20 protein-coding genes are annotated in these 23,879 nt (G+C 65.9%); 9 read left to right on the top strand and 11 right to left on the bottom strand.

What is annotated here, in order from left to right; translation table 11 throughout:
* Positions 1 to 11: 11 nt before the first annotated feature.
* A complete protein-coding gene (locus tag BAC01S_RS18875; RefSeq protein ID WP_027796171.1) occupies positions 12 to 1,535 on the bottom strand; it encodes an MDR family MFS transporter in 1,524 nt (507 codons plus the stop codon).
* Positions 1,536 to 1,648: 113 nt separating this feature from the next.
* On the opposite strand from BAC01S_RS18875, the gene BAC01S_RS31825 reads away from it, so the two are divergent.
* From BAC01S_RS31825 to BAC01S_RS18860, 3 genes are all read left to right on the top strand, one after another.
* Positions 1,649 to 2,377, top strand: coding sequence for a TetR/AcrR family transcriptional regulator (locus tag BAC01S_RS31825; protein ID WP_043202794.1), 729 nt, complete (start codon positions 1,649 to 1,651; stop codon positions 2,375 to 2,377).
* A gap of 74 nt (positions 2,378 to 2,451) precedes the next feature.
* Positions 2,452 to 3,957: a cryptochrome/photolyase family protein gene (locus tag BAC01S_RS18865; RefSeq protein WP_027796170.1), complete on the top strand. Its 1,506-nt coding sequence runs from the start codon at positions 2,452 to 2,454 to the stop codon at positions 3,955 to 3,957.
* A 228-nt stretch (positions 3,958 to 4,185) separates the two neighbouring features.
* Entirely contained in the window at positions 4,186 to 4,596 is a 411-nt protein-coding gene (locus BAC01S_RS18860) for a response regulator (RefSeq protein WP_027796169.1), read from the top strand.
* A 13-nt stretch (positions 4,597 to 4,609) separates the two neighbouring features.
* Here BAC01S_RS18860 and BAC01S_RS18855 read toward each other — a convergent pair whose 3' ends face one another.
* Together BAC01S_RS18855 and BAC01S_RS18850 are read right to left on the bottom strand one after the other, a co-directional pair.
* The gene (locus BAC01S_RS18855; protein WP_027796168.1) at positions 4,610 to 5,188 is read right to left on the bottom strand and encodes a Fur family transcriptional regulator; all 579 of its coding nucleotides are present in this window, start codon (positions 5,186 to 5,188) and stop codon (positions 4,610 to 4,612) included.
* Positions 5,189 to 5,262: 74 nt separating this feature from the next.
* Positions 5,263 to 5,889, bottom strand: coding sequence for a glutathione S-transferase family protein (locus BAC01S_RS18850; protein WP_027796167.1), 627 nt, complete (start codon positions 5,887 to 5,889; stop codon positions 5,263 to 5,265).
* Positions 5,890 to 6,111: 222 nt separating this feature from the next.
* Between BAC01S_RS18850 and BAC01S_RS18845 the strand changes: the two genes are divergently transcribed.
* Entirely contained in the window at positions 6,112 to 7,791 is a 1,680-nt protein-coding gene (locus BAC01S_RS18845) for an ATP-binding domain-containing protein (protein ID WP_027796166.1), read from the top strand.
* A 14-nt stretch (positions 7,792 to 7,805) separates the two neighbouring features.
* Here the strand turns inward: BAC01S_RS18845 and BAC01S_RS18840 are convergent, their stop codons facing one another.
* On the bottom strand, positions 7,806 to 8,753 hold the full coding sequence (locus tag BAC01S_RS18840) for a phosphoribosyltransferase (RefSeq protein ID WP_027796165.1): 948 nt from the start codon (positions 8,751 to 8,753) through the stop codon (positions 7,806 to 7,808).
* A 209-nt stretch (positions 8,754 to 8,962) separates the two neighbouring features.
* Between BAC01S_RS18840 and BAC01S_RS18835 the strand changes: the two genes are divergently transcribed.
* Both BAC01S_RS18835 and BAC01S_RS18830 read left to right on the top strand, forming a co-directional pair.
* Positions 8,963 to 9,475: a molybdopterin-dependent oxidoreductase gene (locus tag BAC01S_RS18835; protein WP_027796164.1), complete on the top strand. Its 513-nt coding sequence runs from the start codon at positions 8,963 to 8,965 to the stop codon at positions 9,473 to 9,475.
* A gap of 10 nt (positions 9,476 to 9,485) precedes the next feature.
* Positions 9,486 to 11,294 (top strand): ATP-binding response regulator, encoded by a 1,809-nt coding sequence (locus BAC01S_RS18830; RefSeq protein ID WP_027796163.1) that lies wholly within the window; start codon positions 9,486 to 9,488, stop codon positions 11,292 to 11,294.
* On the opposite strand, the gene BAC01S_RS18825 is transcribed toward BAC01S_RS18830, so the two are convergent.
* Positions 11,281 to 12,135, bottom strand: a complete 855-nt coding sequence (locus BAC01S_RS18825; RefSeq protein ID WP_027796162.1) for a helix-turn-helix domain-containing protein — start codon at positions 12,133 to 12,135, stop codon at positions 11,281 to 11,283. The two genes, BAC01S_RS18830 and BAC01S_RS18825, sit on opposite strands and share 14 nt — an antisense overlap.
* 296 nt (positions 12,136 to 12,431) lie before the next feature.
* Between BAC01S_RS18825 and BAC01S_RS18820 the strand changes: the two genes are divergently transcribed.
* Complete coding sequence (locus BAC01S_RS18820; protein WP_027796161.1) at positions 12,432 to 13,046, top strand: C39 family peptidase; 615 nt, start codon at positions 12,432 to 12,434, stop codon at positions 13,044 to 13,046.
* Positions 13,047 to 13,066: 20 nt separating this feature from the next.
* Here the strand turns inward: BAC01S_RS18820 and BAC01S_RS18815 are convergent, their stop codons facing one another.
* Together BAC01S_RS18815 and BAC01S_RS18810 are read right to left on the bottom strand one after the other, a co-directional pair.
* The gene (locus BAC01S_RS18815; RefSeq protein WP_027796160.1) at positions 13,067 to 14,023 is read right to left on the bottom strand and encodes a LysR family transcriptional regulator; all 957 of its coding nucleotides are present in this window, start codon (positions 14,021 to 14,023) and stop codon (positions 13,067 to 13,069) included.
* 228 nt (positions 14,024 to 14,251) lie between these two features.
* On the bottom strand, positions 14,252 to 15,313 hold the full coding sequence (locus BAC01S_RS18810; RefSeq protein ID WP_027796159.1) for an NAD(P)-dependent alcohol dehydrogenase: 1,062 nt from the start codon (positions 15,311 to 15,313) through the stop codon (positions 14,252 to 14,254).
* 199 nt (positions 15,314 to 15,512) lie between these two features.
* On the opposite strand from BAC01S_RS18810, the gene BAC01S_RS18805 reads away from it, so the two are divergent.
* Both BAC01S_RS18805 and BAC01S_RS31820 read left to right on the top strand, forming a co-directional pair.
* Complete coding sequence (locus BAC01S_RS18805; RefSeq protein WP_084168659.1) at positions 15,513 to 16,508, top strand: AraC family transcriptional regulator; 996 nt, start codon at positions 15,513 to 15,515, stop codon at positions 16,506 to 16,508.
* 296 nt (positions 16,509 to 16,804) lie between these two features.
* Positions 16,805 to 18,850, top strand: a complete 2,046-nt coding sequence (locus BAC01S_RS31820) for an EAL domain-containing protein (RefSeq protein WP_043202790.1) — start codon at positions 16,805 to 16,807, stop codon at positions 18,848 to 18,850.
* Here the strand turns inward: BAC01S_RS31820 and BAC01S_RS18795 are convergent.
* The 4 genes from BAC01S_RS18795 to BAC01S_RS18780 form a co-directional block, all read right to left on the bottom strand.
* Positions 18,842 to 20,257 (bottom strand): hypothetical protein, encoded by a 1,416-nt coding sequence (locus tag BAC01S_RS18795; RefSeq protein WP_027796157.1) that lies wholly within the window; start codon positions 20,255 to 20,257, stop codon positions 18,842 to 18,844. The genes BAC01S_RS31820 and BAC01S_RS18795 overlap by 9 nt on opposite strands.
* Complete coding sequence (locus BAC01S_RS31815; RefSeq protein WP_245616620.1) at positions 20,254 to 20,556, bottom strand: PAAR domain-containing protein; 303 nt, start codon at positions 20,554 to 20,556, stop codon at positions 20,254 to 20,256. The genes BAC01S_RS18795 and BAC01S_RS31815 overlap by 4 nt, the downstream gene beginning before the upstream one ends.
* Positions 20,549 to 21,949: a hypothetical protein gene (locus tag BAC01S_RS31810; protein WP_218001721.1), complete on the bottom strand. Its 1,401-nt coding sequence runs from the start codon at positions 21,947 to 21,949 to the stop codon at positions 20,549 to 20,551. Before BAC01S_RS31810 ends, BAC01S_RS31815 begins: the two co-directional genes overlap by 8 nt.
* On the bottom strand, positions 21,939 to 23,879 hold a 1,941-nt coding region (locus tag BAC01S_RS18780; protein WP_027796156.1), incomplete at its 5' end, for a DUF2345 domain-containing protein. The genes BAC01S_RS31810 and BAC01S_RS18780, both read right to left, overlap by 11 nt.

Raw genomic sequence — 23,879 nt, 5'->3', positions numbered from 1 at the left:
AACGGGCAACGTCAAGGCTGCTTGCGCAGCGGCACGTCCTGCAGCAGCCAGGCCAGCGCGAACGAGAGCAGCACTACGATCGCCGCCGAGAGATAGACCAGATGCAGCGCGCCGGCGAACGCGTCGAGGTAGCCGGCATGCAGCGCGGGCGGCAGGTGGCGGATTACCTCGGGCGTGAGCGGCTGCGGCAGCTCGACGCCGGGCGTAAGCACTTTTTCGAGCCTCGTTTGCAGGCCGTGCGAGAACACGGCGCCGAACGCGGCCACGCCCACCGAACCGCCTATCGAACGGAACAGCGTCGCCCCCGAGGTGGCCACGCCCATATGGCGGAATTCGACGGTGTTCTGCACGGCGAGGATCAGCACCTGCATCACCATGCCGAGCCCGCAGCCGAGAATGCCCATGTACAGATACATCTGATGGATCGGCGTGGCGATCTGCAGGCGCGCGAGCAGCACCATGGCGAGCGCCACGAGCGCGGTGCCGACGATGGGGAAGATGCGGTACTTGCCGATCTTGCTGATGGTGCGGCCCGTGATCACGGACATCACGAGCACGCCGCCCATCATCGGCAGCATCTGCATGCCGGCCTCGGAAGGCGTGGAGCCTTTCACGACCTGCAGATAGAGCGGCAGGAAGGTGACGGAGCCGAACAGCGAGACGCCCACGATGAAGCCGATCAGGCTCGACAGCACGAAGGTGCGGTGGCGGAACAGTTCGAGCGGCATGATGGGTTCGACGGCATGCTTTTCCTCGTGGATGAAGCCGGCCACCGCGACGCCCCCAAGCAGCAGCGTGAGCCACAGCTGCACGGAGGACCAGGGCAGGATCGAGCCGCCCTGGCTCGTGAAGAGGATCAGGCAGGTGAGCGCGGTGGCGAGCCACGCGGCGCCCATGTAGTCGATCACGTGCTTCACCTGCGCGGCGCGCGGGCGGAACACGGCGCCGATCACGGCGAGCGCGATCGCGCCCAGCGGCAGGTTGATGTAGAAGATCCAGCGCCACGACAGATGCTCGACGAGAAACCCGCCCAGCAGCGGCCCCACGACGGTCGCGAGCCCGAACACGCCGCCGAACATGCCCTGATACTTGCCGCGCTGCGCGGGCGGGATGACGTCGCCGATGGCCGCCATGGTCACGACCATGAGCCCGCCGCCGCCGATACCCTGCACGGCGCGCAGGACGATGAGCTGCGTCATGTCCTGGGCGATGCCGCACAGCGCCGAGCCGACGAGAAAGATCGCGATGGCGGCCTGCAGCACGATCTTGCGCCCGTAGAGGTCGCCGAACTTGCCGTAGAGCGGCACGACGATGGTCGAGGTGAGCAGATAGGCCGTGACGACCCACGAAAGGCGGTCGAGGCCGCCCAGCTCGCCGACGATGGTGGGCAGCGCCGTGGAAACAATCGTCTGGTCGAGCGCCGCGAGCAGCATGACGAGCAGCAGCGCGGGGAATAGGAGCCGGATCGGCGGATGGTCGGCCGCGGGCGCGGCGTCGTGCTGGACCGGCAGGGTGCGTTCCGTTGTGGATTCCATCGCAGTGGGACCGTCTTGAAATTAATTAACTTGACGATTAATATTAGAAGAATTCCGGGATACAGTCAAAGACTGAAACGTAACCAGAGATAAGTAGGGAGATAATCGGAAAAATGAGCGAATCCGATACCCCCGCGTCCACAGCACCCGAAACCGTCGATTGCCGTCCTGCCCGCCGTCCGGGCCGGCCGAGCGGCGGCGCGGGCGGGGCGGAGCAGCGCGCGCGGCTGATCGAGGCGGCGCTGGCGCTCTTTGCGCGCCAGGGCATCGTCGACACCACGCTGGCGGCGATCGCCCGCGAGGCCGGCGTGACCTCCGCGATGGTCCACTATTACTTCAAGACCCGCGATCAGTTGATCGACGTGCTGATCGACGAGCGTTTCGTGCCGCTGCGCGAGACCATGGGCGGCATCTTCGAGGCGCATCCCGACGATCCCGTCGCCGCGCTCACGCTGCTTACCGAGCGTTTCGTCGAAGTGGGGGCGCGCTATCCGTGGTTCGCGCCGCTGTGGGTGCGCGAGGTGCTCAGCGAAGGCGGCCTGTTGCGCCAGCGCATGCACGAGCGGTTCGGCCATTCGAACCAGAGTGCGGCGCAGGCGGCGATCGCACGCTGGCAGCGCGAAGGGCGCCTGAATCCGGCGCTTGAACCGTCGCTGCTGTTTCAGTCGCTGCTGGGTCTCACGTTGCTGCCGCTCGCCACCTCGCGCCAGTGGCGCAACGATCCCGACAAGCGCCAGATCGGCGCGCGCGAGATCGCACAGCATGCGGTGGCGCTGATCACGCAGGGGATCGGGCCTCTGCCGGGCGGCGCGGCGGTCGACAAAGCCGGCACGCCCCGTTAAGGCGCAAGCGCGCGTGCGTGGTACGGCTGCGCTCCCGTTGGCGCTCCCTGCTTTTATCCCATTCGAGGTCTAATCTGCCTACCGTAACGCCGAATTCCGCGCCCGTTATCGTCTGGTTTCGCGACGATCTGCGTCTTGCGGATCATCCCGCGTTCGCCCAGGCGGCCGCGACTGGCCGGCCGCTGATCTGTGTCTATATTCACGATCCGGACGCCGCCGGCGAACGGCCTCCCGGGGGCGCCGCGCGCTGGTGGCTGCACGTGTCGCTACAGGCCCTCGAAGCCGCGCTCGCGGCGCATGGCGGCGAGCTGCTGATTCTGCAAGGCAAGGCCGCCGCGGCGCTGCCCACGCTCGTGAAAGAAACCGGCGCGAGCGCGGTCTACTGGAATCGCCGCTACGGTTTCGCTCAGCGTGAGATCGACCGCGCAATCAAGGCCGATCTGCGCGCACGCGGTATTGGCGTCGAAAGCCACAACGGTCAGCTGCTCAACGAACCGTGGACGGTGCTCAATCAATCCGGGCAGCCGTTCAAGGTCTTTACGGCCTACTGGCGCGCGTGCCGTCAGAAGGACATTCCGCCGCCGCTTCCCGAACCGGAGCGGGTAATTTTTCAGCGCCTTTTTCAACGCTTTTTTCAACACTTACCGGCAGCGCTCGTGCAGCGCGCCGGCCATCTCGACGCGCTCGGGCTCGCGCCGCATGCGCCCGACTGGTCCGGCGGTTTGCGCGCGGCCTGGCCCGCGGGCGAGGCCGCCGCGCTGGCGCGTCTTGGCGCCTTCCTCGCCGATGGGCTCGACCATTACGCCGGCGAACGCGACGAACCCGCCTTGTCCGCCACGAGCTGCCTCTCGCCGTATCTGGCCGTCGGCGCCCTGTCGCCGCGCCAGGTCTGGGCCGCGCTGCGCGCAGCCGTGCACGCGGAGCCTTCGGCACGGCGCTCGGCGGCGGCGGAGAAGTTCGCGAGCGAACTGGGCTGGCGCGAGTTCAGCCACTACCAGCGTTTCCACTTCGCGGATCTGGCGGCGCGGAATCTGCGGCCCGCGTTCGACGCCATGCCCTGGCGCAGCGACTCCGCAGGCCTGCGCGCATGGCAGCGCGGCCTGACCGGCTATCCGTTGGTCGACGCCGGAATGCGCGAGCTCTGGCACACGGGCTGGATGCACAATCGCGTGCGCATGGTGGCGGCGTCGTTTGTTGCGAAGCACCTGCTTCTCGACTGGCGCGAGGGCGAACGATGGTTCTGGGACACGCTTGTGGACGCCGACCCGGCCAGCAATCCGGCCAACTGGCAATGGGTGGCCGGATGCGGCCTCGATGCGGCACCGTATTTCCGCATCTTCAATCCGGTTTTGCAGGGCCAGAAGTTCGATCCGCGTGGCGCCTATGTGCGGCAATGGGTGCCCGAACTGGCGCGCCTGCCCGACAAGCTGATCCATCAGCCGTGGAAGGCGGCGCCGCAAGAACGGGAGGCGGCGGGCGTGCGTCTGGGGAACGACTACCCCTGGCCCATCGTCGAACACGAACTCGCTCGTGAGCGCGCCCTCGAAGCCTTCGCCGCCATCGGCAAAGGGACCGGGTAAAAGGCGTGACCGGTGCCCTCGCCGTGCCCTCGGTAAGGCAGCGAAAGCCGCAAGGCAAGCCGGTTTCATCGACGTGACTTGCGCCGGGGCTATCGTGCGCGGCGCACCGTGCACGCGACATGCGCCGCCGCTCGCGACGGCATTAAACTTGCGCTGGAAGGGCGGCCCGCGACGGCGTTCGCGCATGGCGCGGCAAGCCAGACGAACAGGAAGTTTCAAGCTAACACAATGAATGCAGTACACAAACTCGACCGGACGACCATTGTCCTGGTCGAAGACGATCCGCAAAGCCGGGCGTCGCTGGCCTCGCTGCTCGAGTCGGAAGGGGCGCGCGTGGTGGCGGTGGGAGATGCCGAAACCGGCGTCGAAGCGGTTCTCGAACTCTTGCCCGATGCCGTGGTCTGCGACCTGGACCTGCCGGCCATGGACGGGTTCTATCTGATCCAGCGCCTGCGCGACCATGAAATACGCGGCGATCATGCCCCCACCGTCGCGGTCGCGCTGACCGGGCACACCGGCGAAAGCTGGCGCCTGCGCAGTATCGGCGAAGGGTTTCAGCACTTCATGACGAAGCCGGCCGAGCCGGAAGCCCTCGTGACGCTGCTGAGCGACGCGATCGAGGCGAGGCAGTCGCTGTAGGTTCCCTGGGTTTTCAGGAGGACTGCGCTGCGGCCTTGATGTCGACGCCGGCGGCCTGAACGGGCTCCGCCGCGCGGCACTGCGCGCATACGCCCTTGAGCTCGATGCCGTCGCCTTCCAGGCGATATCCCGCCGCCTCGATCTGCGCGACGAGCGCCTGGCGCAGCCTGGGCTCGTGCAGTTCGGTGACGTTGCCGCATTGCTGGCAGACCACGAGGATGCCGTGCTGGCATTGCGTGAGGTCGTGGCAGACGGCGAAGGCGTTGATCGATTCGATCCGGTGCACGAGCCCGGCCGAAAGCAGGAAATCGAGGGCGCGATAGACCGTGGGCGGCGCCGATCCGGGGTGGATCTGGCGCATTTCGTCCAGCAGCGAATAGGCCTTGGTGGCCCGGCCCGAGGCCAGCAGCAGTTCCAGCACCTTGCGGCGGATCGGCGTGAGCTTCTCGCCGCGCTCGCGGCAGTAGACCTCGGCCATTTCGAGCGCGGCGCCGATGGACGCGGGCGCCACGCCGTCGTGAGCGTGATCGTCGCCGCCGTGCTCGTGGTGAGGGTGGCCGTGATCGTGCGGGGCCGGTTTTGCTGTCTTCATGCGGCAATTATACGGGGCGGGCAGCGGCTGCGCCCGCCCTCGCTGCCGCGCTTGCGTTGTGCCGCAAACGTGTTTCAGGTGAGCGGCTGGGCGAGGTACTTGCGAAAGCCCTCGCGCTGCGAGATGCGCTGATACCAGCGCTCGAGATTCGGCAGCGCGGGCCGCTCGATGCCTTCGAGCCCGAACCAGCGCCGCGCGAATCCGCCGATCACGATGTCCGCCAGCGAAAAGCGTTCGTTTTCGAGGAAGAAACGCCCTTGCAGATGGTGGTCGAGCAGCTTCCACAATGCGGCGACCTGATCGAGGTCGTCGGCCACCCTGGCCATGTCGCGCTTTTCGGGTGGCGTGCGCACGAGCGCCTGGAAGAGCGGGCGCTCGGCCGGCGCAAGCGTGCCGATCGACCAGTCGAGCCAGCGTTCGATCAGCGCGCGCACTTTCGGCTCGGCCGGATAGAGCAGGCTGGACGGGCCGTATTCCATCGCGAGGTAGCGCAGGATCGAATTCGATTCCCACAGCACGAAATTGCCGTCCACGAGTGTCGGCACCTTGGCGTTCGGATTCAGCGCGACATATTCCGGCTCGTTGACGCGGCCGAACTGCAGCCCCGCATCGATACGCTGGAACGGCAGCACGAGTTCATCGCAGCACCACAGGACTTTCTGGACGTTCACCGAATTGGCGCGTCCCCAGATCGTAAGCATCGGGCGCACTCTCCTTGAGGTCATAAGCGCAGGGCGAAACGATACACGATCCGGCAGGGTGTTTGCCGGATCGCATCCCTTACGGCTTTTTTACGGCCGCTTCATAGCCGCTTCATAGCCGCTTCATAGCCGCTCCATGGCTACTATCTGGCCGCTACATGGGAACCTTCGCCGGGTGACAGGCCCTAGAATAACTCCACCCAACCGCCGCGAGGATCGTCCATGGCCCGCATCGTCCCCGACAACTGGCAACACCTCGAAGCCGCCGGCGCCGCCGCGCGCGAACGCGAAACGCTCGCGCTCCTCGAACGCGGCCTGCCGGCCGGCTATACGGTCTATCACGGCGTGCACTGGACGCGGCTTGCCGAAGGCTTTTCCGTCTTCGGCGAAGTGGATTTCGTGATCGTGAGCCCGGCGGGCCGCGTAATGATCGTCGAGCAGAAGACGGGTTTTCTGCGCGAGACGCCGAACGGGCTCGTGAAGGCGCATCTGCAGACCGAGCGCAATGTGGCCGTCGCGCTCGCGCGCACCGTCGAGGGGCTGCACCGCCGCTTCACCGCGGCGTTCGGGGCGGGCACGTACTGCCTCGAAGAACTCCTGTATTGCCCCGATCATGTGGTGCGCGATCCGGCCATCGCGGGCGTGAATCCGGCGCGCATTGTCGATGCGGCGCGCAAGTCGCGGCTCGTTTCGATCGTGCTCGAGGCGCTGCCCGCCGACGAGCCGCGCTTGCCGTGCGCGGCGAAAATCCACCACTTTCTCGCCGACGAACTCTCGCTCGCGCCCGACGCCAGCGCGCTGGTCGGCGCGGCGGGCACGCTCGTCACGCGGCTCGCGGGCGGGCTCGCCATCTGGGCGCGGCGGCTCGAATTCGCGCCGTTCCGGCTGCGCGTGATCGGCACGGCGGGTTCGGGCAAGACGCAGCTCGCGGTGCAGGTCATGGCGGACGCGGTGGCGCGCGGCCAGCGCACGCTCTACGTCTGCTTCAACCGGCCGCTCGCGGACCATATCGCGAAGGTCGCGCCGCCCGGGGCGAAAGTGGCGAACTATCACCAGCTCTGCGACTGGGTGGCGCGCGACGTCGGCCACGTGCCCGATTTCGAGGGCGGCAACGTTTTCGCGGAACTGGAGCGGCGCTTCACGCAGGCGCCCATCGACGAACGCTGGCGGTTCGACGTTCTGATCGTGGACGAGGGCCAGGATTTCCAGCAAGCCTGGGTTGCGGCGCTCGAACGATTGCTGGCCCCGGCCGCGTCGTGGTGGTGGCTCGAAGATCCGCTGCAGAACCTCTATCTGCGCGAGCCGGTTGCATTGCCGGGCTGGACCGTGCTGCGCGAGAGCACGAACTACCGCAGCCCGCGCGACATTCTCGCTTTCCTGCGCGACGCCGCCGGCCCGGCCGCGCCCGCGCTCGCCGAACTCGTGGCGGGCAGCCCGTTCGACGGCTCCGAGGTCGCACTCGCCACCTGGGACGAGACTGCCGGGGCCGACGCCGCCGGCGAGCCGCCCGTGGCCGCCGCCACCAAGCGCGCGATCACCCAGGCGCTTGCGCTCGGCTTTCGCAAGCAGGACATCGTGGTGCTGTCGTTTCGCGGGCGCGAGCATTCGCAGCTCACGGCGCTCGATCATCTGGGGCCGCATCGCGTGCGCAGCTTCACGGGGCAGTACGACCTGTTCGGCAACCCGCAGTATCGCGAGGGCGACGTGCTGCTCGACTCCGTCCATCGCTTCAAGGGGCAATCCGCGCCCTGCGTGATCCTGACCGAGGTGGATTTCGAAACGTTCGACGAGCGCGCCGCGCGCAAGCTCTTTGTCGGCGCGACGCGCGCGACGATGAAGCTCATCGTCGTGGCGTCGCCGCGCGCGGCGCGGGCCCTGGAAGAAGGAAGGGAGCTGAACTGAACGCGCGAGGCCGCTCAGCTCCAGACCGAAGCACCGATGAGCGTGCCCGTGCGCGTGTGCGCGTTCCACCAGATCACGCGCAACAGCGGCGCGCGCTGGGCGATGAAGATGGCCTGCACCGGGTCGCTCTCGATGAAATGCGTGACGCCGCAGCGGATCGCCGCGGCCGCCTTGTGCGCGGCGGCGTCCGAGGGCGTGTCGTCGTGCTCGTCGGGCACCCGCATCACGAGCTCCAGATGCCCGAAGCCATAGCGTTCGAGCCAGTCCTGGGTGCGTGCGCGGTCCATTTCGGGCCGCCCGGTGATGATGGCGCGCGTGCGCTTCATGTCGATGCCGGGAATGCGCTCGAACGGCAGCAGCGCGTCGCGTTCGGCGAGCGCGGCGTCGAGATCCTCGTCGTAGCGCGCGAGCGGCAGGTCGGGCAGCAGCACGCCGTCCAGGTCGATCGCGTAGACCGCGTATTCGTGGTCGTCGGCCATCAGCGTGCCTTCCTTCGCGCCGTCGCGGGTCCAGTCCTCGCGGTAGCGGTCGGTGTACGCCTGGCGCTCCCACGGGAACAGCGCGAAGTAGCCGCTCGCGTCGATCGAGTAGTCCGGGCGCAGGCGCGAAAGGTCGTCGTAGGCGCCCGTGAGCGTGCGCACGACGAGCCCGTGCTCGCGCAGGAAGGCGATGCAGTCCACGAGCGTGTTGCCGCGCCCGGCAATGTCCTCGCACAGCAGCACTTTCGAGCCCGGCTCGGGCAGCGGCAGGGTCGAATCCCAGCGCACTTCGCGCGTTTCGCGCTCGTAGCGCAGGAAGGCGACGTTCGCGCCCGTGGCGTGCGAGACCATCAGCGCGAGCGGCGCACCGCCGCGCAGGATGCCGATCACGGCGGCGAAATCTTCGGCAACCAGCAGCGGCTGCAGCGATTCGACCCAGTGATCGAGTTGTTCGTAGGTGAGCGGCACGACAGGTTTGTTCATCTCTTCGGAAGCGGAAATAGCGGCGCAAAGCGGCGGGCCGTACCCGTGTGGCGCGGCCGCGACGGCTATTGTCGGTTCAAAGTTTGACGATATTATGCCTATGCTCGGGCGCGCCTGCTGGCACGCCCGCGAAGTGCCGGCGAGGCGCATGCGCCGCAGGCGCCACGAATCGGCCAGACGAAGAACGATGCAACAAGGGGTTTGAAAGGATGTGGGGACTTGCAGGCTGGCGGCGCTGGACCGCCGCAATGGCGCTGGCGGCCGGAAGCGCGGCGGCGCATGCCGCGCCGCTCGCGCCGCTTTCGCTCGACATCGACGGCGAAGTGCGCGTGACCAACAACCCGGCGCACACGGCCTATCACTTCACCGAGGCGCAATTGCTCAAGCTGCCCGTGCACGCGATCGCCACCTCGACCACATGGACGCCGCGCTCTACCTTCACGGGACCGCTGCTCTCCGACGTGCTCAAGGCCGTGGGCGCCTACGGTAGCGAGATCGAGATCCATACCATCGACGACTACACCTGCATCGTGCCGGTGGCCGACGCCGCGCATTATGGCGTGGTGCTTGCCTACGCGATGAACGGCAAGCGCCTGAAGGTCAGCGATTTCGGCCCGCTGTTCCTGATCTATCCGCGCGACCAGTATCCGCTGGAACTGGACGGTTCCGCCGGCGACGCCAAGTTCGCCTGGCAGATCAAGTCGATGACCATCAAGCAATGAGCGGGGCATGATGCATCGGCGGTTGCGGCGCTTAGTGCATGTGCTGGTCTGGATCGTCGCGCTCGCGCCGCCAGTGGCGGCGGTCGGCTATGTGATGTACGCGAACCTGCTCAATCCGCGCGTGGTTCAGCGCATCACCGGCAACTACGACGGCCTCTACTGGGACGCGGCCCAGCTTCAGATCGCTTATGCGCGCCTGGAAAGCCAGCTGCTGCTCTACGCGAACGGCACGGACGTCGATCTCGAGACGCTGCGGCTGCGCTACGCCGTGCTGCAGTCGAAGCTGAACGTCATGAAGGGCTCGACGCGTTCGCTCGTCGGCATGCCCGCGCTCATGCAGCGTCAGCAGGCCGACCTCGCCGCGCTCGACGCGGCGATCGCGCCGTTCGACGCGCAGTTTGCCGCGCTCGATGCCGAGCCGGCGCGCATCGTGCCGATGGTCGAGGTGCTGCGCGAGCATTGGTCCGAGGTCACGGACCTCTCGCTGAACCGCCGTTACGCCGACATCGTGGAGCGCGAGGACATTCGCCGCGACTTCATCACGAGGCGCCGCGAGCTTTTCGCGGCCGGTTTCGTGCTGTTGGTGCTTTCCGCGGCGGCGGCCGTGCTGCTCGTGATGAACGGCTACCGGCGCACGCGCCTCCTGCGCCAGCAGCGCGCGGCGCTCGAAGCCGAGCACCAGGCGAGCCGCGCCGCGCGCGAGGCAAGCACCGCGAAGGACGCGTTCCTCGGCATGATCAGCCACGAGCTGCGCACGCCGCTGCATGCGATCGTTTCGTCGATCGAGCTGCTCGGCTTCAATTCGCACTCCGAAGCGGACCGCAAGGTGATCCAGCGGCTCGAAACCGCCGCGCGCCAGCTCGAAGCGCAGATGAAGGATCTCACCGACTACGCGCGGCTGGGCGCGGGCAAGCTCGAACTGCGCGAGGAGCTGTTCGATCCGCGCGAGCTCCTGCAGTCGATCGTCGATCAGAACGAGGCCGCCGCGCTGGGCCGGGGGCTCGCGTTCGAGCACGCGTGGCGCGGGGCCGCGCAGCAGATCGTGTCCGATCCGCATCGCATTCGCCAGATCGCCAACAATCTCGTGACGAACGCGATCCGCTATACCGAGCGCGGCACGGTGCGCATCGAGTTCGTGCTGGAGGCGCGCACGCTGGCGATCGTGGTGAGCGACACGGGGCCGGGTGTGCCGCCCGAACAGATTCCGCTCATCTTCAAGGAGTTCATGCAGCTCGACAGCTCGCGCTCGCGCCGCTATGAAGGCGCGGGCATGGGGCTCGCGATCGTGAGCGGCCTCGTGGCCCTGTTCGGCGGCACGGTCGGCACCGACAGCCGCGTGGGCGAAGGCACGACCTTCACCGTGACGTTGCCGGTGGCCCCGGTGGAGGCGCTGGCCGCCGCCGGCGCGGGACGCGTGGCCGACGACGCGCCGCGCCGTCCGCGCGTGCTCGTGGTGGACGACAATCCGCTCGTGCGCGAATCGCTCTGCGAGATGGCGGCGCACATGGGCTACGCGACGTTTGCGACCGCCGACGCTGACAGCGCCCTCGCGCTGGTGTCGACGCAGTCGTGCGACGTCGTGCTGCTCGACCTGCACATGCCGGGCCGCGACGGTTATGCGTTCGTCGCGGGCCTCGATGCCGGCGCGACGACGGGGGCGCGCCCGCCGGTGATCGTGGTGAGCGCGGATGTCGCGGCGCTTACCGCAAGCGGCGGCGTCGGTCCGTTCTTCGACTATCTGACGAAGCCCGTGCACTACGAGGAGCTGCGCTTCGCCTTGCAGCGCGCGCTGGCCGCGCCGCGGCCTAACCGCGATTGAGACGCTTCGAGAGATCGGCGACGAGGATCGCCATGCGCGCGGGTTTTTCGTAGCACGCCACGTTGTAGTGGCGCACCACCTGGCTGATGTCCGACTCGCTCGCCTTGCCGGTGAGCAATTCGCCCGTCAGCACGAAGATCGGCGCGTCGGGATTCTCGGAGGCGCGGATTCGCCGGATCGCCTCGGCGGCCGTCTGGCAGCCGAACAGCCAGTCGATCACCACGCCGTCGAACACCTGGTTCTCCAGCGCTTCCTCGAAGGCCGCGAGGCCGTAGATTGCCTGTGCCGCATAGCCGGTGTGTTCGAGATAATCGCGCAGGTTGTCGGCGGAGGCGCGGTCGTCGTCGACCACGGCGATCGACGGCTTGTCGGCCTCGGCGCGGCGCGGATAGATCTCGATCTTGTGGACTTCACGCGCGTTCTGGTAGAGCGCGCCGTCCGGACGCACCACGCGCCACTGGCCTTGTTTCTCGTAGGCGACGAACTCGGGACGGCTGCCGGCCTCGACCGGTATGCCGATCCAGGCGGTGCACGGCAGTTCGGCCGCGCTCACGCAGAGCAGCGCTTCCTGAGCGGTCGCGCCCACCACGCCCGGATCGAGCAGCTGGGCGCCGAAGAGCTGGCCTGCCGGTTCGCCGAAGGCTTCGGCGACCTTCTTGATTTGCGCGAGCGTCCACGGGCTGTTGCCGCGCAGCTTGCGGTGCCCTTGCGAAAAGCTGAGATCGAGGATCCGGCAAAGCTCGGTGGTCTGCTGGCGCTTGCCGATGCCATGACGGCTCATCAGCTCGCGCACGCGCTCCGCAACCGTGGCCGAGTCGGGTGAGTGTCCAACGTTCGACATGCCTTGGGGGGAAATCGTGGATTCAGTTTTTGAGTAGTAGTGGCGTGCGGCAATGTGCTTGCCGTGACCGTGATGCCGGTGGCCGGCATGCATGGAAACAATATTCTAAACGCATAATTTGGCGCCGTCGCGGCTTTTTGTAAGACTCCTTTTGGTAAGTGAAACGTTTGCTGTCTGCAGGATAGTCTCACTTGGGTGTTGCGGCGAGCCGGACTCGCTGAGAACATGCGTGTTTCTGACTTTCCTGCGCCTTCGGGCGCGCGAACCGCGTGAATCCTGTTCAAGACGAAACGACCGTGCGAAATCACGGCGTTCCTTACTTCAGTCAGTGGGGCAGCCCCGAGTGGGTTGCATGCATCGCCGAGGAGGGCGTCGACCCATGCGGCGATCCGCAATGGCGCCGCAGCGGCTTCATCGATCCGGATGCTTACCGTTTCTGGGCGCAGCGGCTGTGCGGGCTCGCCTGCTTCGAATCGGCGCTCGACTACTGGGGCATCGCGCATGGCACGCGTGCCGATCTGCTCGAAGCCGCGTTACGGCACGGTGCTTTTCGGCTGCGGGAGGACGGCGGCGTGGACGGATTGATCTATCGCCCGTTCGCCGATTGGGTGGAGGCCGAGTTCGGCGTGTGCGTCGAGGTGATCACCGACGAGGCGATCGAGGAGACGGCCGCGCGCGTTTCGGCCGATACGCTGACCATCGTTTCGGTCAGCGCGGAGATCCGCCGGCCGGAGCGGCCCAACCAGCAACGCGGCGGCCATCTGATCCTGCTGCACGGCCGCGGCGATGGCGGCGTCTGGTTTCATAATCCGTCGGGCGTGGCGCCCTACCAGGCGGATGCGTGGCTTCCCTACGAGACCGTCGCGCGCTTTCACGCGCGACGGGGCATGGCGCTCACGCGGCCGGTTTGACGCCGCCCCGCCTGACCTGGTCAGGCGTACTGCAATCCGCCCAGCAACTGGCGCACCCGCGAGAGGTCGCGGTTCATCGGTCCGGCCCCTTCGAACAGCTCGGCGAGCCAGTCTACGAATACGCGCACGCGCGGCGACACCTGGCGCGTCTTCACGTAGGCGACCGAAACCGGCGTCGGCAGCGGTTTCCATTGCGGCAGCACCTCGATCAGCGAGCCGCTGTCCAGGTACGGCTGCGCCGCAAGGCGCGGCGGCTGCACGAGACCGAGCCCCTGCAGCCCGCAGGTGAGATAGGCGAGGTCGTCGCTCACGTGCACGAAGCCGTCTACCTTCACTTTCGTCGCGCTGCCGTCCACCTCGAAGTCGAATTCGAGCGGGCGGCCCGAGAGCGGCGAAAGGAAGTTCACCACCTGATGCTCCGCGAGCTCGTCGAGCGAGCCCGGCGAGCCGCGCCGTTCGAGGTAGGCGGGGCTCGCGCAGGTCACGTGCTCGAGCACACCGAGCCGGCGCGCCGCGAGCCCCGAGTCGGGCAGGGGGCCGAGCTGGATGCTGCAATCCACCCCTTCGCCGACGAGGTCGACGTTGCGCAGGCTCACGCCGATCACGAGGTCGATCTGCGGATAGCGTGCGTGGAAATCGTCGAGCGCGGGCAGCACGATCGCGTTGGCGATCAGGCCCGGCATTTCCACGCGCAGGCGTCCGGTGATGCCGCCGGGCGACTGGCGCACGCTGGCCTCGGCGTCGTCGATGTCGGCGAGGATGTGCGCGCAGCGTTCGTAATAGGCGGCGCCTTCGGGCGTGAGCGAGAGACGCCGCGTGGTGCGCACGAGCAACTGGGTGCCGAGCAGCGCCTCGAGGTTTTGCAGAATCGTGGTCGCGCTCGCGCGCGGCATGTCGAGCGACTGTGCGGCTTTCGTGAAACTGTTGGTGTCGACGATGCGAACGAAGGTACGCATCGCCTGGATACGGTCGATCACGGGCAAGCTCCTGGTTACTGACTTGAGAGATCCGCAGTGCTGCGAGAAAGCGGTAAGCCGCGAAGCGAACGGAGCGGGTCGCGGTGCCGGCGTCTGCGGAGAAGGGCGCGCGGCGGTTGAGGGGGCGGGCGCCGGCGCTACGTTTTCACGAAGCGCCAGGCGGAATGCGGGAGGCGGGCGGGCCGTCAGGAACCGACGGCCCGGCAGGTCGGGCGGTGTCGGTGCGGCTTAACGGGCTGCGGCGCGCAGCGTGTCGAGGTCGATCACGAAGCGGTACTTCACATCGCTCTTGAGCATGCGCTCGTAAGCGGCGTTGATGTCCTGCATCGCAATCATTTCGATATCCGACGTAATGCCGTGCTGCCCGCAGAAGTCCAGCATCTCCTGCGTTTCCTCGATCCCGCCGATCAGCGAGCCCGCAAGGCGCCGCCGCTTGAAAATCAGGTTGAACACCTGCGGCGACGGGTGATCGTGCTCGGGCGCGCCCACCAGCACCATCGTGCCGTCGCGGCGCAGCAGCTCGATGAACGGGTTCAGGTCGTGCTGCGCGGCCACGGTGTTGACGATCAGGTCGAAACTGTTCGCGTGGGCCTGCATCTGCTCCGGGTCTTTCGAGATCACGACTTCGTCGGCGCCCAGGCGCTTGCCGTCCTCGATCTTCGAAGGCGACGTGGTGAACAGCACCACATGCGCGCCCATGGCGTGCGCGAGCTTCACGCCCATGTGGCCGAGACCGCCGAGGCCCACCACGCCGACCTTCTTGCCGGGGCCCGCGCCCCACGTGCGCAGCGGCGAGTACGTCGTGATGCCGGCGCACAGCAGCGGCGCGGCGGCCGCGGGGTCGAGGTTCTCGGGCACGCGCAGCACGAAGGCTTCGTCCACCACGAGCTGCGTGGAGTAGCCGCCGTAGGTGGTTTCGCCGCTCACGCGGTCGACGCCGTTATAGGTGCCGACGAAACCGTTTTCGCAATACTGTTCGAGGCCTTCGGCGCAGCTCGCGCAGGTGCGGCACGAATCGACGAGGCAGCCTACGCCCACGAGCTGGCCGACCTTGAAACCCGCGACGCCCGGACCCACTTCCGCCACACGGCCGACGATCTCGTGGCCCGGCACGACCGGATACATCGAGTTGCGCCATTCGTTGCGCGCCTGGTGCAGGTCGGAGTGGCAGACGCCGCAGAACTGCACGTCGATGCGCACGTCGTTTTCGCGCAGCGCGCGGCGCTGGAATTCGAACGGCGCGAGCGGCGTGCTGGCGTTCTGTGCGGCATAACCGTAAGTCGGATACATGTAGGTTCGCTCCTGTTGGTGCATGGTGTGCCGGGGGTAGCGGCAGGGTTCCCATGCTAAGGATCGGCCCCCACCCAGGGAATACCTGAATCTATCGAAGACTTGCCTGATTCTCCTGGCGGCCGGCGTAAGCGCGAGATTGGTGATAGATTTCGAGCCTGTTCCTCTGCTACGCCTTCGCATTAGGGGCGCATACGATATGGCACAGATCCAGGCTTTAGTCGCGCCGGCCGGCGACCCCATCAACGACGAACCCGGCGACACCACGCACCGCCGCACGGTCGAGCTGCTCGCGCGGCTCACGCACCGCGACGGTCCCAATCCCTCCGCGCTCGAAGGCGTGACCCTCATGCGCGCGAGCGTGGCGCGTCCGCGCACGCCGGTCATGTACGAGCCGAGCATCTTCATCGTCTGCCAGGGACGCAAGCGCGGTTTTCTGGGCGACCAGGTGTTCGTGTACGACGCGCAGCAGTACCTCGTGCTTTCGGTGCCGCTGCCGTTCGAGTGCGAGACCGAGGCGAGCCCGGACAAACCGCTGCTCGGCATTTCGATCCGTGTCGATCTCACGATGGTCGCGGAGCTGCTGATGGCGCTGAACGAATCGCGCGGCAACGCGGTTTCGGAGCCGCGCGGCATTTACGCCACCGAACTCGATGCGCCGCTTTCCAACGCCGTGCTGCGTCTCGTCGAAGCGCTGGCCGCGCCGTCCGACGCGCGCATTCTCGGGCCCTCGATCGTGCGCGAGATCATCTATCGCGTGCTGACGGGCGTGCAGGGCGATGCCATTCGCGCGGCGCTGGCCCATCAGCATCACTTCGGGCGCATTGCGAAGGCGCTGCGACGCATTCACGCGGACTACTGCGGCGCGCTCGACGTCGACACGCTCGCGAGCGAGGCGGGCATGAGTCTCGCGGTCTTTCACGCGCACTTCAAGGCCGTGACGTCGACGTCGCCGATGCAGTACGTCAAGACGACGCGCCTGCATCACGCGCGACTTCTGATTGCGCACGACGGCCTCAATGTGAGCGCGGCCGCGACGCGCGTGGGCTATGAAAGCGCCTCGCAGTTCAGCCGCGAGTTCAAGCGTCTGTTCGGCCTGAGTCCCGCCGACGAAATGCGCCGGGCGCGCGGCGAGGCCGTGGGGCCCGCGCCGCGCGTGGCGCCGCCTGCGCCGCGTTATGTGACGGCGGTGTGAGCCGCGTGCGTTGCGATGCCGGCTCAGGGCGCCGGCTCGACGCGCCGATCCGGGGCCTGGCTGCGGGCATGACGGCGGTCGCCCCTTCGAACCTCTCCTGATTCGCATTTTCCTTCCCCCGGGGCTCTCGTCCCGCTACGTCGGGCAGCCCACGCTTCGCCCCCAAAACCCGCTGGTGCGGCAGGGGCCATGCCTTATCATTTCGTCTGCGTCGCCCAGATCCGGCAAGGAACCCGCACCGGCGTGGTGCCCGTCCGCCATCCAGGACTTAGTCAGAACCAGTCAAGGTTCGAAGAATGCAAACGTTGATCGAGGCTTTGCATCGCTATGCAGCCCTCGTGGTGAACCAGTTCTACGAGGAGCTGGCCCGCCTCCCCAAGTCTCGACGCATTCTCGAAATGCTGTCGGCGGACGAACTCGCGCATCTGAAATCGAAGCAGCTCCAGAATCTCCTCGCGCTCGCGAGCCCCGGCCTCACCACGCACGGCCATGCCGACATGGCGCTGCGCATCGGCCGCATTCACGCCATCGTGGGGCTCGACAAGGAAGAGCTCGCGCGCAGCCGCGGCATCCTGCAGGAGCTGCTGTACAAGCTGATCGGCAACCAGGTGAGCGGCCATGCGCTTTCGCTGTACACGCGCCGTCTTACTTCCGATCTCGCCTGGCAGCTCAAGGCTTATCAGGAAGTGCAGGACTCGCAGCAGGAGGTGCTGTTGCGCGTCACGCGCATCGTGTGGGAAGCGGATGGCTACACGGACTTCATCGACCATCTCGTCAAGGCGTTTTCCGGTCACGACGAAATTGCGGCGTGCATCATCGGACGGCCCGACGAGCACGGCATCTTTCACTTCGAGGCGGGCACGGGCGCCGAGGCGCCCAAGGGGTTGATCGAGGTGCTGGCCGAATCGGGCCGCGCCGTTAGCGTGCGCGCCGATCATCCGCACGGGCAGGGCGCGATCGGGCGCGCGTGGCGCAGCGGCAAGCCCGAGCGCGTGGTCAACTATCAGACCGATCCGCACGTGGCGCAGTGGCGCAATGTGGCGCGCGGACTGGGCCTGCGCTCTTCGGTGGCGATTCCGCTTGCGGCGCCCGGCCAGCCGCCGATCGCGGTGCTGATGCTCTATAGCGCGTTTCCCGGCGGGTTCATCGGGCTGCACCAGGTGGCGTTCATCGATCTGCTGCAAACGCTGCTGGGCTGCGCGGCATTGCGCATCCAGACCCACGACGGCATCAGCGAAGCCGTGCCGGTGAGCCTGCGCCAGCATTGGGCGGCGCTCGTGCGCACCGGGGCGCTGGAAATGCACTATCAGCCGCTCCTGAATCTGCGCACCTGGGGAGTCGCCAAGGTCGAGGCGTTGGCGCGGCTGCGCGACGGCGAGCGCCTGCTCAAGCCCGACGAGTTCCTTCGCGCGCTTGCCTCCGACGACCTGCTTGCGCTCTACGCGCGCGGGGTCGACGAAGCGCTGGCCGACCGCAGCCGCTGGCTGCGCGATGGTCTCGACCTCGAAATCTCGATCAACCTTCCGCCCTCGGCGCTCAACGACATCCGCTATTTCGAGGCCACGCGGGCGGCGCTCGAAGCGCATGCCTGTCCCCCGGCTCGCCTCACGCTGGAAGTTCTGGAGAACGAATCGCTGTCGCTCGGCCAGGGACAACTGGCGATCCTGACGCGCTTTCGCGAGCTAGGCGTGCTGCTGGCGCAGGACGATCTGGGCTCCGGGCACAGCGGGCTCGCGCGCCTGCGCGAGTTGCCGTTCGACTCGATCAAGATCGACCGCGAGATCGCGCGGGTCGACCGCGACGACGCACTCGACGTGCTGCGCTTCATCTATCAGCTGACGCGCCTCGGTCACGCGCTGGGCAAGCTCGTGCTCGCGGAGGGTATCGATTCGCCCGACCTGTTGCGCGCGCTGACCGTGCTGGGCGTCGACGGCGCGCAGGGCTACGCGATCGCGCGGCCGATGGAGGCGCCCCGGCTGCTCGAGTGGATGGCGCGGCGGCCGCCTTGCCCGTATGCGCCGCCGGGCGAGAGTCTGCTCGCGCGCCTTGCGCGCTTCGTGATCTGGGAGGAACGCGTTGCGTTGATCGCCGCCGTTCCCGGCGTGGCGCCGTGGCTGGCAGGAGAGCCCACGCCGGCGCAGGCACCGGCGCTCGTGACCTCGCTGGCCGAGTTCGACGGCATCCTGCCGCCCGGCGAGGCCCGCACGGCGTTGCAGCGCAGGCTGCTCGATGCGCTGCTGAGCGGCGGGCGCAATAGCGATGTATATCGCGGCGCGGTGCGGGAGTTGACGAACACGATGACGCTGGATGGGGAAGGGCGGGAGCGTTCGGGATCATCTTGATCCTCCACGACTTAGCCGCCAGCATTCTTCGACCAGCCGTTTGGAGCGGAAAATTCTCGCTGCAAGAAATGCCGCGAGCGCAAGCAGCCAGATGATGACCATCGCGGTATCGAGACCGCTCCATACCTTGCTGTCATTGAGCAACGCGAGGGCCTGGAACAGGAGCGAGACGAACACCCATTCGGCGATCGGGACGACGCTATACGCGTAACTGTCTTTCCAGGGCAGGTTCACCGCCCGCAGTTCCCGCACGGCAAGGTTGAGCGTCACGCCTTTCTCGCCTGGCAACGCCACGAGCTGCGCACCCTGTCCGAAGTGCGCCATTTTTGCCGCGAGCGCATAGACGAGCCATCGTGATGCGGGCGCCTGCGGACCGATGGCCGCGTCGGGCACATGCGTGGAAACCTCCAGCCCGCTTTCCCGCACCGCACCCAGCGTGGCGTGTTGCGCGAGGCCCTTCAGGCGGCTGTGCCAGAACTGCCGGATGCGTTTCGTCTCGACCTGTTCCGCGCCGAGCAGCAGCGCCAGCGCTTCCTCGACCTGATCGGCTTCCGACTCGATCCCACGCAGCAGCCAGGCCTGCGGCCTGAGCTTGTCGCGATTGTCGTAGAGGAACGGGTGCGAACCCAGCAATAGCGCCACGGCGAATTCCGAACAGTCTTTCGGGACGTCGGGGCCGTCATCGTTCAAATGCCAGGCCAGCACGAGACGGTAGTACGGGTCGCTGTCCGCGGGAAACCACTGCTCGGCGAATTTTGGTTCGGTGGTTGCCCGCATGCGGACGATGCGCGGAAACCCCGGCAGTTCCAGCTTCTTCCACACAGCGCTGATAACGTTCGATGACTCGTCCCGGGCGCCCTGCATCATGAGAAGGAACGACTCGCTCCTCATGGCTTTGGCGAGTTTCGGGACGAGCGGGGTAAGCAGCGTCTCCAGCACGGCGTGCAGACGGGACTCGGCCTGCGCATCTTCCATCCCGTCGAGCGACATGACCTTGCCGGGGTTCTCGGGCGGCGTGCCGTCCAGTCCCAGCATGCGCTCGCCCAGGTCCGGTTCGGGCGCGAGTATCACACTGTCCAGCACGCCGACACCGGAGCGGCTGGCACGCAGCCACGATTTCTTCAATCGCCACGCTTCCTGATTCACGACGGCCGTCTCGAAGGCGTATTGGCCGTGGGCACTGGTGTAAATGAATGCGCACAACGCCGCCGAGAACGCCGGGCCGATTGCCACGATACCCCGGAAGAAGTCCCATGACATGACGGGTTTGCCGGCCGGCCAGGTCGCTACCGTCAACCCGAAGGCAACACACTCCACGATGACAACCACCACAACATATATCCAGCGAGACGGGGGCTCCCCAATTTCTTGTTCAACCAGCATCGGTTGATTCCAGCGAAAACTCATCCGTCCTCCCTTCCGTCACCCACTGCCCACGCGTGCAGCGAGGCGATCAACGCAGGTTTCGGGTTGCAGGCACACAGGCAGAAGTCGCCCTCCAGCGCGGGCACCTTGCCGTACCAGTCCTGTTCGAAGCGTTCACCGTTCTTGCCGATCCTGCCGGTGGTGCCGCAGGCCGGACAGGTCACGTGCGCGCCGATGTAGCCCATCCTGCGCCCGTTGTAGCCGGTGCCGTCGATGCCGTCGGCTACGGTCCCGCCAGCGGTCGTGTGGTCGCCTTCATAGATGTGGGCGCGCTCAGCCACGTGCGGCTCCCACCCATTCCCAGTCGGCCCGCTCGCCCGCATCCCGGATCGATGGCATCGGCTGGCCGCGCCGCAGAGTCACGAGACTCGACAGGTCGTGACGATATTCCGGGTGCAACCAGTCCGATCCCGCCGGGATGCGGGCCACCCAGCGCCCGCTGCGCGGACAGACCAAACCCGGTGCACAGAACTGCACGGTGTCCGCGATCATGTCGGACGACCACTGCTTCACAGGTGTTGGCGCGGTGGCTTCCCACTCCCACTGCACCGGGCCGTTGATGTTGACGCCGGTGCCGCCGTCCATCAGCATCTTTACGTTCTCGGTGGTGGCGACATCCCCGGCCTTGAACGGTTTGACCTGAAGGCTGCGATAGCGGCCTCCGTGAATCAGCGTCACCGCGCGATACAGGCCATTCTCCGCGAACGTTTCACCGGGTTTGACCGGCTGATATGACATGCCCGAGCGATGCGCCGCTTCCCATTGCTGGCGTTCCTCGGGTGTCGAGGGATAATCATGGTCGAAAGTTACGCGCAGCGGAGCCTTGAAGTCGGAGTGGAAACTCACGTCGTCGTTCGTGGCATAGGGACCCTCAAATCTCACATGAAGCGTAATCCATGCGCTGACATCGTAGGTCCCGGCCGGAATTTTTTCGTAGGGTACTGCCGAGAATGAAAAGTCGAGGGATTGTCCCGGCATGATGGATGCGTGGGAAAGCTCCTTGCCCGAAGGGGCATTCCTGATGATCCAACCGTCTTTCCCCTGGATTACTACGGAACCTTTCCCTGGGACTCCCACGGCGAGATATCCATACGGTGCCGACATCTTACTGGGAGCATCAACCGTCATTTCATCGCGACCGCTATTGGATAACCTCAAATGAGCCTTGAAGCCTCCCTCGAGCGATTTTTCAAATGACAAAACGGAGGCGGTAAGCTTTTCTACGGCAATTCCATTTTGCACGCAATATATCTTCAAGGAGTTGGTCAGCTCCATATAGCGCATACCCAAATCACGCGGCAAAACATCCATATTGCTCGTTATCTTCTCACCAGTCGTCGGGCAGGTGACATCGAAATACGGACCATAATAATTGTTCTTGAGCCAGTGACTTTTGTCACAGAGGATAGTGGATATCTCTCGCGCTGCGTCCAGTGATTCCCCTTGCAGCCTGGCCTCCAATAGCGTATATCCAGAAACGTTGGAATCGTATGCATCGCTTCTAGTCAAAACCACCTTCCCATTGCGCACACTATAATCACCACCTTGTTCAGCGAAATCGAGTTTTGCGCCCATGTCATCGTTTGGCATATCTGCATTCGCCATCACATATCCCGTTGAAGCCGTCAAGAAAAGAAAACCGATGAGCCAGCGAATCATTCGATTATTTTTCATAGCCGACCCGCCAGATCCGACCGGTCATGTCGTTGAACTCCCGCGCGATATAATTGCCGTAGTAGTAATCAATCTTCGCTGTCGGCGCTTGACCGGGCAATGAAAAATGCGCGCAACCGCCGCCCATCACGTTATCCTGCGAATACCCTTGCCACACCTCTGTTCCCTGATTCGCCTTCACCTTGTCCCGATTGACTACGCCGTTTTCGATGTACATCGTGTGCAGCCAGCCCCCTTGGTCGTAATATTCGTCAGGAAAATTAAACAGATGACCACACTCGTGCGGAATCGCATTGTCGTGGAACTTTAAACTCGTGCTATTAGGCGAATCTTCGCCCCAGCTAGCCGCATCGTTACGGATAGCCATGGGAAACAGATTGATTTCATGGTGGATGGTCTTGTTGGCAGGCACCTTTCCATTTGCATCTGGCAGGTAAAGCTCAACGGCATATTTGACCTTGACCCGGCAACCGCAGGAAGCGCCCTTTTGGCATTGATCGAGAACCAGCCAGAATGCCTTCTGGTTCAGGACGGCTTCAATACGGGCACGAACCTCGGAAAGCTTGAAGTCGGCTCCAGGCTCGCTGCGGGATTCCACTACGCATCCGGGAATTGGCAAATTATTTTGTATTGCGTACCAATGCGCCTGATAGTTATATGGAACGGACTGTACTGGTTGAACCGCTTCGCCGCCGGGACCCGCCACCCTGATATCTTTGGGCATAAGCTTTACACGAACAGTAGCCGTTACCGTTTTCGACTGCGGATCGAATGCCAGTTCGAAGGGGGAGGTTCGATTTCCACCAGCAGTCAAGCGATGTTGTCCCTTATCCAGCCATGGACTCCCATCCTGGTAAATGCCGGGGTATGCCTCCGTCTCCATAGACGGGTTCCGCTGGCTGCAAAGTGCTGGCATCTTCCAGTCGCACGGTACCGCCTTGTTCAGCTTGATCGGGTCCGGGTTCTCGGGGACGTTCCCCCTGGGCGCATTGGCCGGATCATTCAGTACCAGCGGACTGTTGCCCGGGTTCGTCTGCTGCTGTCCAGCCGGGATCGCCGCGCCCATGTCGGACGGCGGGGCAGGTGGCGGCGCTGCACCCATATCAGACGAAGGAGCAGGCGGGACACCTCCCGTACTCTGCGCCGCGTCCATCTCAGGCGCCGGTGCGGGCGGCGGCACGAAGCCGGGATGGGTGCGCCACACCTCGCACCCGGTCGTGTACGGCACGAACTTCGGCGCGAACGCTGCCCCGCCCAGATTCATCTGTGCAGGGCCGGTGCCCTTCACGCCCGCCGTGCGGTACAGCACGCCCCCGCGCGAGCCGATCTCGACACCCGCCCCGCTGAGCTTCACGTAGGTGCCGTCCACGTTCAGGATGATCTCCTTCGCCGCCTTCACGTGCACCACGCCGTTGACCGATTCGACCGACATGTCCTCCTGCGCGGCAAGCTGCATGCGCCCACGCTGGGCCTGCGCCACGAAATCGCCCGCCGCCGCGATCAGGCTCATGCCCTTCTGCGTGAAGAGGGACAACAGGTCACCGGCGGCCACCGTGAACCGCCTGAGCGTGCTGAAGTGGATGCCCTTTTTCGCCGTGCCGAGAATCGGCCCGTCGGCGGCAAGCTGCACACCGTCGCCCGAGGCCACTGCGACCGGCCCCGGTCCCGTGACCAGCACACCGGGCTTTTTCAGCGCCTTCAGGCCGTCGTTGATTGACTGCTGCGCCTGGGTGTCGGCGGGCACGGCCTTCGATGCTTCGGCGGACTGCGCCAGCGTCCCGGCAAACGTCTGGTGGTCCGCGAACTGCGCCAGGGTTTCGTCCATGGCCAGCACCTTGCCGCTGCCGCCCGCCTGGTTGTACGCCGTCACCATCACACCCGCGCCGCCGCGACTGACAAGATGGGCGGCCGTGCGCAGTTCCGCGCCCAT

It is taken from the genome of Paraburkholderia acidipaludis NBRC 101816 (assembly GCF_000684975.1).
GTDB classification, from domain to species: domain Bacteria; phylum Pseudomonadota; class Gammaproteobacteria; order Burkholderiales; family Burkholderiaceae; genus Paraburkholderia; species Paraburkholderia acidipaludis.
Note: the sequence above shows the minus strand (reverse complement) of the source record. Positions and strands in the feature narration are given on the sequence as shown.

Coding starts and splice junctions, on each gene's coding strand:
- BAC01S_RS18875 (WP_027796171.1), bottom strand. CDS start 1,535: ATGGAATCCACAACGGAACGCACCCTGCCGGTCCAGCACGACGCCGCG.
- BAC01S_RS31825 (WP_043202794.1), top strand. CDS start 1,649: ATGAGCGAATCCGATACCCCCGCGTCCACAGCACCCGAAACCGTCGAT.
- BAC01S_RS18860 (WP_027796169.1), top strand. CDS start 4,186: ATGAATGCAGTACACAAACTCGACCGGACGACCATTGTCCTGGTCGAA.
- BAC01S_RS18855 (WP_027796168.1), bottom strand. CDS start 5,188: ATGAAGACAGCAAAACCGGCCCCGCACGATCACGGCCACCCTCACCAC.
- BAC01S_RS18850 (WP_027796167.1), bottom strand. CDS start 5,889: ATGCTTACGATCTGGGGACGCGCCAATTCGGTGAACGTCCAGAAAGTC.
- BAC01S_RS18845 (WP_027796166.1), top strand. CDS start 6,112: ATGGCCCGCATCGTCCCCGACAACTGGCAACACCTCGAAGCCGCCGGC.
- BAC01S_RS18840 (WP_027796165.1), bottom strand. CDS start 8,753: ATGAACAAACCTGTCGTGCCGCTCACCTACGAACAACTCGATCACTGG.
- BAC01S_RS18835 (WP_027796164.1), top strand. CDS start 8,963: ATGTGGGGACTTGCAGGCTGGCGGCGCTGGACCGCCGCAATGGCGCTG.
- BAC01S_RS18830 (WP_027796163.1), top strand. CDS start 9,486: ATGCATCGGCGGTTGCGGCGCTTAGTGCATGTGCTGGTCTGGATCGTC.
- BAC01S_RS18825 (WP_027796162.1), bottom strand. CDS start 12,135: ATGTCGAACGTTGGACACTCACCCGACTCGGCCACGGTTGCGGAGCGC.
- BAC01S_RS18810 (WP_027796159.1), bottom strand. CDS start 15,313: ATGTATCCGACTTACGGTTATGCCGCACAGAACGCCAGCACGCCGCTC.
- BAC01S_RS18805 (WP_084168659.1), top strand. CDS start 15,513: ATGGCACAGATCCAGGCTTTAGTCGCGCCGGCCGGCGACCCCATCAAC.
- BAC01S_RS31820 (WP_043202790.1), top strand. CDS start 16,805: ATGCAAACGTTGATCGAGGCTTTGCATCGCTATGCAGCCCTCGTGGTG.
- BAC01S_RS18795 (WP_027796157.1), bottom strand. CDS start 20,257: ATGAGTTTTCGCTGGAATCAACCGATGCTGGTTGAACAAGAAATTGGG.
- BAC01S_RS31810 (WP_218001721.1), bottom strand. CDS start 21,949: ATGAAAAATAATCGAATGATTCGCTGGCTCATCGGTTTTCTTTTCTTG.